We start from the raw sequence: 5652 nt of genomic DNA, 5'->3' as shown, positions 1-5652 counted from the left end.
GGTTCGATCGGGCATCCAGTCCGCCGCGATCGCCCACGCGTCGTCGAAACCCGACGTGCGAGCTGAGACGTAGTCGGTGTCCAGGTGCCCGCCCACCACGGCAACGTGCAGCAGCCCCAGTGCCAGCGCCGAATCCGTGCCCGGCCGCAGCCGCAGGTGGATACCGCCGCCGTCGACGGCCCGGTGTGCGGTCGCGCTGAGCCGAGGGTCCGCCACCACCATGCCGCCGGCCGCCGCGGCCGTGTCGAGATGCTGGACGAACGGAGGCATGGTGTCGGCGGGGTTCGCACCGATGAGGAGCACCGCCCGGGCGTCATCGAGGTCGGTCACGGGGAACGGCAACCCGCGGTCCAGCCCGAAACTCCGGTTCGCCCCGGCCGCCGCACTCGACATGCACCAGCGCCCGTTGTAGTCCACGAGCCTGCTCCCCAGCGCGAGCCGGGTGAATTTGCCGAGTGTGTACGCCTTCTCGTTGGTGAGGCCACCCCCGCCGAAGACCGCCACGGCGTCGGGGCCCCCCGCGGCCTGCGCACGCCGGATACCGTCGGTGACCCGGGTCAGCGCGGTGTCCCAGTCGGTCGGCTGCAGGTGCCCGTCCACCCGGATCAGCGGCGTGGTGATCCGATCCGGGTGGTCGAGCAACGTCGCCGACGTCCAGCCCTTCCGGCACAACCCGCCCCTGTTGGTGGGGAACTGCTCCGGGGTGATCGTCGCCTGTCCGCCATCGGCGGACGGGGTCACCGACATCGCGCACTGGAGCGCGCAGTACGGGCAGTGGGTGTGTGTCGGGGGGCCGGTCGTCGTCAACGCGTGCACCATGTGTCCTCTTCGTCTCGATCGTCAGCCGTGCTCGGTCAGGCCTCGGCGCCCACGGGGACCCGTGGCGCGGTGGGTGCCGCGGAGACCGCGTCGACCCCTGCGGAGGCCCGCATGTAGACGACGCGCGTGACGATCGCGGCCACCACGTAGAACACCATGAACACGACGAACGCCGACGTGGCCGCACCAGAGGACTGGTAGGAGGTGCGCAGGGTCATGTTGATGAGGAAACCGCCGAACGCACCGATCGCGCCGGCGACCCCGATGAGTGCTCCCGCGTGGGCCCGCGACCAGGACGTCCGCGCGGCCTCGTCGAGGCCGAGCGTGTGGCTGCGCGCCTCGAAGACGGACGGGATCATCTTGTACACCGAGGCGTTACCCACCCCGGTGAGCCCGAAGAGCGTCAGGAAGGCCGCGAAGAACAGGACGAGCGCGCCGCCGGCGAGCCGGCCGTCGTTCGTCGCCTGGACGTTCGAGGTGTACACGAGCGCCACCGTGGTGACCGCCATTCCGCAGAAGGTCACGAAGGTCACCCGGGCTCCCCCGAAGCGGTCGGAGATCCGACCACCGGCCATGCGGGTGAGCGAGCCCAACAGTGGCCCGAGGAAGGTGATCTGAGCCGCGTGCAGCGCCGCCTGGGCCGGCTCCTGGCCGTTCCCGGTGAAGGTCATGGTGAGCATCTGGCCGAACGCGAAGGCGAAGCCGATGAACGAACCGAAGGTGCCGATGTACAGCAGTGACAGCACCCATCCGTCCTTGTCGCGGGCCATGTCCTTCATGCTCTGCACGTCCACGGTCTGGTGCGCGAGGTTGTCCATCTTCAGTGCCGCGCCGATCCCCGCGACGACGAGCAGGACGATGTAGACACCGATCACCCAGTGGGGCGACCGGTTGCCGGCCAGGGCGATCACGATCAGCCCCACGACCTGGATCGTGGCGACGCCCAGGTTGCCCCCACCCGCGTTGAGGCCGAGGGCCCAACCCTTCTCCCGCTGGGGGAAGAAGGCGTTGATGTTGGTCATGGACGACGCGAAGTTGGCGCCGCCGAGTCCGGCGACCGCGCCCACGACGAGGTACATCCAGAGCGGTTGGCCCGGGTTCGCCATGATCCACAGCATCCCGACCGCGGGGATGAGCAGGACGAAGGCCGAGAACATGGTCCAGTTGCGGCCGCCGAAGGTCGCGGTGGCGAGCGTGTACGGGATGCGCAGGAAGGCACCGGTCAGCGTGACCACCGCGGAGACGAGGAACTTGTCGGGCGCGTCCAGCCCGTAGACGTCCTCGGGCATGAACAACACCATGACGGCGAACAGGGTCCATACCGAGAACCCGACGTGCTCGGCGAAGACCGACCAATAGAGGTTGCGCATGGCGGTCTTCTTGCCGCCCGACTTCCACTGCGCGTCGTCCTCCGGATCCCAGTTCTCGATGACGTGTGAGCGCGACATGAGGTCGACCCCCTCTCTAGTGACGTGGACACCCCCTCGGTGTCCCTGCGGACTGACCGTATGCACGCCCTGTTTCCCCGGCGCTACCCGGTATGACGTGATGGTCACGGTGTCCTCACGTCGTGCCGTTCCGGCCGTGAGGGGTCGAGCGACGTGATGTGATGACCCGTATGTCACACCCGTTCTCATTCCGCCGACTGGCCGCCGTGTTGTCCGCGCTCGCCCTCGCCGCGGGGCTGGCGCCCGCGGCCACTGCACAGCAGACCGACACGTGGCAGCCCCCGTTCCCACCGCCCGCACCGATCCCGGCTGACGCGTGGTTCGTCGACTCACAAACCACAGTCGGTCCCGACGAGCCCGGCTTCTGGGAACCCGGTCCGATTCCGCTGCGGGTCATCTCGCAGGCCCCCGCGGATTCTCCCACCTGGTGCACCGCATATTGGAGCAGGCCCGGGGAACGCTGCTGGCAGGTGGGGCCGGACGGGCAGGCTACCGAGTTGCGACGGTTCTCTGTCCTGAGTGACCTATGGAACGGCTCCTCGGCGCCCTGGGGGGGTGATGCCTACCGGGCCGGGTACCGCTTCGCACTGGAGAGGGGCTGGGACTACGACTCCGGAGGGATCTTCGTCCCCACCGGTTCGGGGACCACCTACTCGACGATGATGCCGTTCGGTAGCGACCGACCCGACGCGGACGTGTGGCTGGCGCCGGGTGCACTCCCCGGAAGCTGACGTGGTCGACACCGCGAACTAACCTGGTGTCCTGCCCGCTCTGGCCGAAAGGACCCACCGCTGTGCCGTTCCCCCTGGATGTCCCCGAGTCCGTCCTTCGCAGGCGCCGGAGCCAGAAGTGGGTGGCGTATCCGGAGGACGTCCTGCCACTGTTCGTGGCGGAGACCGACGTCCTGCTGGCCCCGGCGATCCGGGAGCGCCTCGCCGCGGCCGTGGCCGACGGCGACACCGGGTACTTCGCGGAGATCGAGCGACTCGCCGGGGTGTGCGCCCGCTACTACTCCAGGTTCGGGTTCGACGTTCCGGAGGAGTCGGTGGTCCCCGTCAACGATGTCGGCGTGGGGGTGCGCGAATCACTCGCACGGATCCTGCCGGCCGGCAGCGGGGTGGTCTACACGCCGCCGGTCTACATGCCGTTCGGACCGTGGATTCGGCGGGTGGGGATGTCACCGGTCGCGGTGCCGTTGATCGATCACGACGGCGAGGACCCGCGACTGGACTTGGCGGGCATCGAGCGCGCCCTGGCCGACGGGGCCCGGGCCGTGCTGCTGAGCCACCCACACAACCCCACCGGGGTACTGCACTCCACCGACGAGCTGGCCTCACTCGCCGACCTGGCGGCACGGTACGACGCCGTGGTGGTCTCCGACGAGATCTGGGCGCCGCTGACCATGCCCGGGATCGAGTTCTCCTCGTTCCTCGCCGCCTCCGACACCGCCCGCGAGGTGGGGCTGGCCATCTCGTCCGCCTCCAAGGCGTTCAACCTCGCCGGACTCAAGTGCGCGTTCGTCGTCAACGGGAACCCGGAACGGTTCCACGTCCGGCGCTCGGCGCTGTCGGGCGCCGTGGGGCACTTCGGGGCGCTCGCCGCGGAGGCCGCGTTGACCGGGTCCCTGGAGTGGCTCGAGAGCATGAACGCCGCCCTGGCCGCCAACCTCGACCTCATGGAGCAGCTGCTGGCCGAGCACCTGCCCCGCGCACGGTGGCGCCGGCCCGACGCCGGGTTCGTGGCGTGGCTGGACCTGCGCTCCTACCCCGGCCTCGGGGACGACCCCGCTGCGGCGTTCCTCGACGACGGTCGGGTGGCGCTGAGCAACGGTCCCGCCTTCGGCTCCCAGGGCAAGGGGTTCGCGCGCGTGAACTTCGCGTGCTCGGAGGAACTTCTCACCGAGGCGTTCGTGCGGATGGGCAGGGTCGCCGCCGAGCGCGGTTGAGCGCGGGCAGCCGCACACCCGGTCTACTCCGCTTGTTCTCCCCGGGGGCGGGTGGGCCCGTGGCCACTGCGCCACAGGAACACCGTCATCGTGGCGGTCAGCACCACGGCCCCGTCCTGGTTGCGCATCTCCAGTTCCATCCCCACCCGACCTCTCGTCTCGTCCGGGCTCACCTCGGTGACGTGCACCGAGCCGGTCAGCGTGTCCCCCGGCCGGACAGGCGCCGTGAAGCGGAGGCGGTCGAACCCCCGTCCGGCGATTACCGCCCACCTCGAATAGACCGACTCGACGCAGAGCCGCTGCAGGACCGCCAGGGTGTGGATCCCGCTGGCGATCACCCCGCCGTGGTGGCCGCGCGCGGCCGCCACGGGATCCGTGTGGAACCACTGCGGATCCCACTGCCGCGCGAACCCGACGATCTCCTCCGCCGTGAGCGTGAGGTGGCCGAGTTCGAGACGATCACCCGGAGTCAGCTCGTCGGCGGTGACGATGGCGTCCACCCGATAGTCCCTTCTATTCGACAGCGGCCCCCGCGAGAATTCCGGGGGAGAGCACCATCCGCATTATCCGGTCGGTACATTTCCCCCCGAACTCCCGGCATTGTTCACGTTACTCAACATCACTACCGGTATGGCTATCGTCTTATTGTTGCCGTACTCTCTTTAGGCATACCTAACAAGCCCGGAGGACCAATGGAGACGATCATTTCCGCACCCCTGTCGAGAGCATTACACGACTCGACGATGGCCGCGCATGAACAGGCGGAGAACGCCTCGTTCATCACCCGCCTGATGAACGGTGAGGGCACCCCGGAAGGTCTGGTGGCACTCCTCCGGCAGTCCCTGCCCGTCTACGAGGCCCTGGAGGACGCCTGCCGGGGGGTCGGCACGGACCCCCGTCTGTCGGCCATCCTCGATCCGCGCCTCGACCGTACCGATGCACTGCGTGCCGACTTGGAGTCGCACCGCGCCCAGGGCCGCTCCTGCGACATCCTGGTGCCCGCCACCGAGGCCTACGTGGCCGAGCTTCGCGCGTGCGCGACCGACCCGGCCGCCCTGATCGGGCACCACTACGTCCGGTACCTCGGTGACCTCTCGGGCGGGCAGATCATCAGGACGATGGTGCGCCGCCACTACGGCATCGAGACCGGTCTGAGCTTCTACGACTTCGACATCGCCAAGCCCAAGGTCTACAAGGACGACTACCGGGCCGCGCTCGACGCCCTCCCGCTGAGCGAGGCCGACCGCGGATCCGCCCTGGCCGCCGCCACCCGGGCCTTCGAGCTCAACCACCAGGTCTTCCTCGACCTGGAGGCTCAGGGAATTCGCTGACCGTCCCCGGCGCTCGATGCCCCGGATCCTCCACGGATCCGGGGCATCAGTCGCCTCAGGCGGAGTCGTGCCCCTGACCGCCCACCCTGGCTACCCCGACGAGAAGCGG

6 protein-coding genes are annotated in these 5652 nt (G+C 69.2%); 3 read left to right on the top strand and 3 right to left on the bottom strand.

What is annotated here, in order from left to right; genetic code table 11:
• Positions 1 to 819: molybdopterin-dependent oxidoreductase (locus G6027_RS11990; RefSeq protein WP_182637375.1), on the bottom strand; the 819-nt coding region annotated here is incomplete at its 3' end.
• A 35-nt stretch (positions 820 to 854) separates the two neighbouring features.
• The gene (locus tag G6027_RS11985) at positions 855 to 2267 is read right to left on the bottom strand and encodes a nitrate/nitrite transporter (protein WP_182637374.1); all 1413 of its coding nucleotides are present in this window, start codon (positions 2265 to 2267) and stop codon (positions 855 to 857) included.
• Between the two features lie 161 nt (positions 2268 to 2428).
• On the opposite strand from G6027_RS11985, the gene G6027_RS11980 reads away from it, so the two are divergent.
• Both G6027_RS11980 and G6027_RS11975 read left to right on the top strand, forming a co-directional pair.
• On the top strand, positions 2429 to 2998 hold the full coding sequence (locus G6027_RS11980; RefSeq protein WP_182637373.1) for a hypothetical protein: 570 nt from the start codon (positions 2429 to 2431) through the stop codon (positions 2996 to 2998).
• Positions 2999 to 3060: 62 nt separating this feature from the next.
• Positions 3061 to 4212, top strand: coding sequence for an aminotransferase class I/II-fold pyridoxal phosphate-dependent enzyme (locus G6027_RS11975; RefSeq protein ID WP_182637372.1), 1152 nt, complete (start codon positions 3061 to 3063; stop codon positions 4210 to 4212).
• 23 nt (positions 4213 to 4235) lie between these two features.
• On the opposite strand, the gene G6027_RS11970 is transcribed toward G6027_RS11975, so the two are convergent.
• Positions 4236 to 4712: a MaoC/PaaZ C-terminal domain-containing protein gene (locus G6027_RS11970; protein ID WP_346995718.1), complete on the bottom strand. Its 477-nt coding sequence runs from the start codon at positions 4710 to 4712 to the stop codon at positions 4236 to 4238.
• A gap of 192 nt (positions 4713 to 4904) precedes the next feature.
• Between G6027_RS11970 and G6027_RS11965 the strand changes: the two genes are divergently transcribed.
• Positions 4905 to 5543 carry a biliverdin-producing heme oxygenase gene (locus G6027_RS11965; protein WP_182637371.1) on the top strand — a complete coding sequence of 213 codons (639 nt, stop codon included), beginning with the start codon at positions 4905 to 4907 and terminating at the stop codon, positions 5541 to 5543.
• Positions 5544 to 5652 lie beyond the last annotated feature (109 nt).

It is taken from the genome of Dietzia sp. SLG310A2-38A2 (genome assembly GCF_014145095.1).
Lineage (GTDB): Bacteria > Actinomycetota > Actinomycetes > Mycobacteriales > Mycobacteriaceae > Dietzia.
This window is presented reverse-complemented; position numbering and strand designations above follow the sequence as displayed.

Coding starts and splice junctions, on each gene's coding strand:
- G6027_RS11985 (WP_182637374.1), bottom strand. CDS start 2,267: ATGTCGCGCTCACACGTCATCGAGAACTGGGATCCGGAGGACGACGCG.
- G6027_RS11965 (WP_182637371.1), top strand. CDS start 4,905: ATGGAGACGATCATTTCCGCACCCCTGTCGAGAGCATTACACGACTCG.
- G6027_RS11980 (WP_182637373.1), top strand. CDS start 2,429: ATGACCCGTATGTCACACCCGTTCTCATTCCGCCGACTGGCCGCCGTG.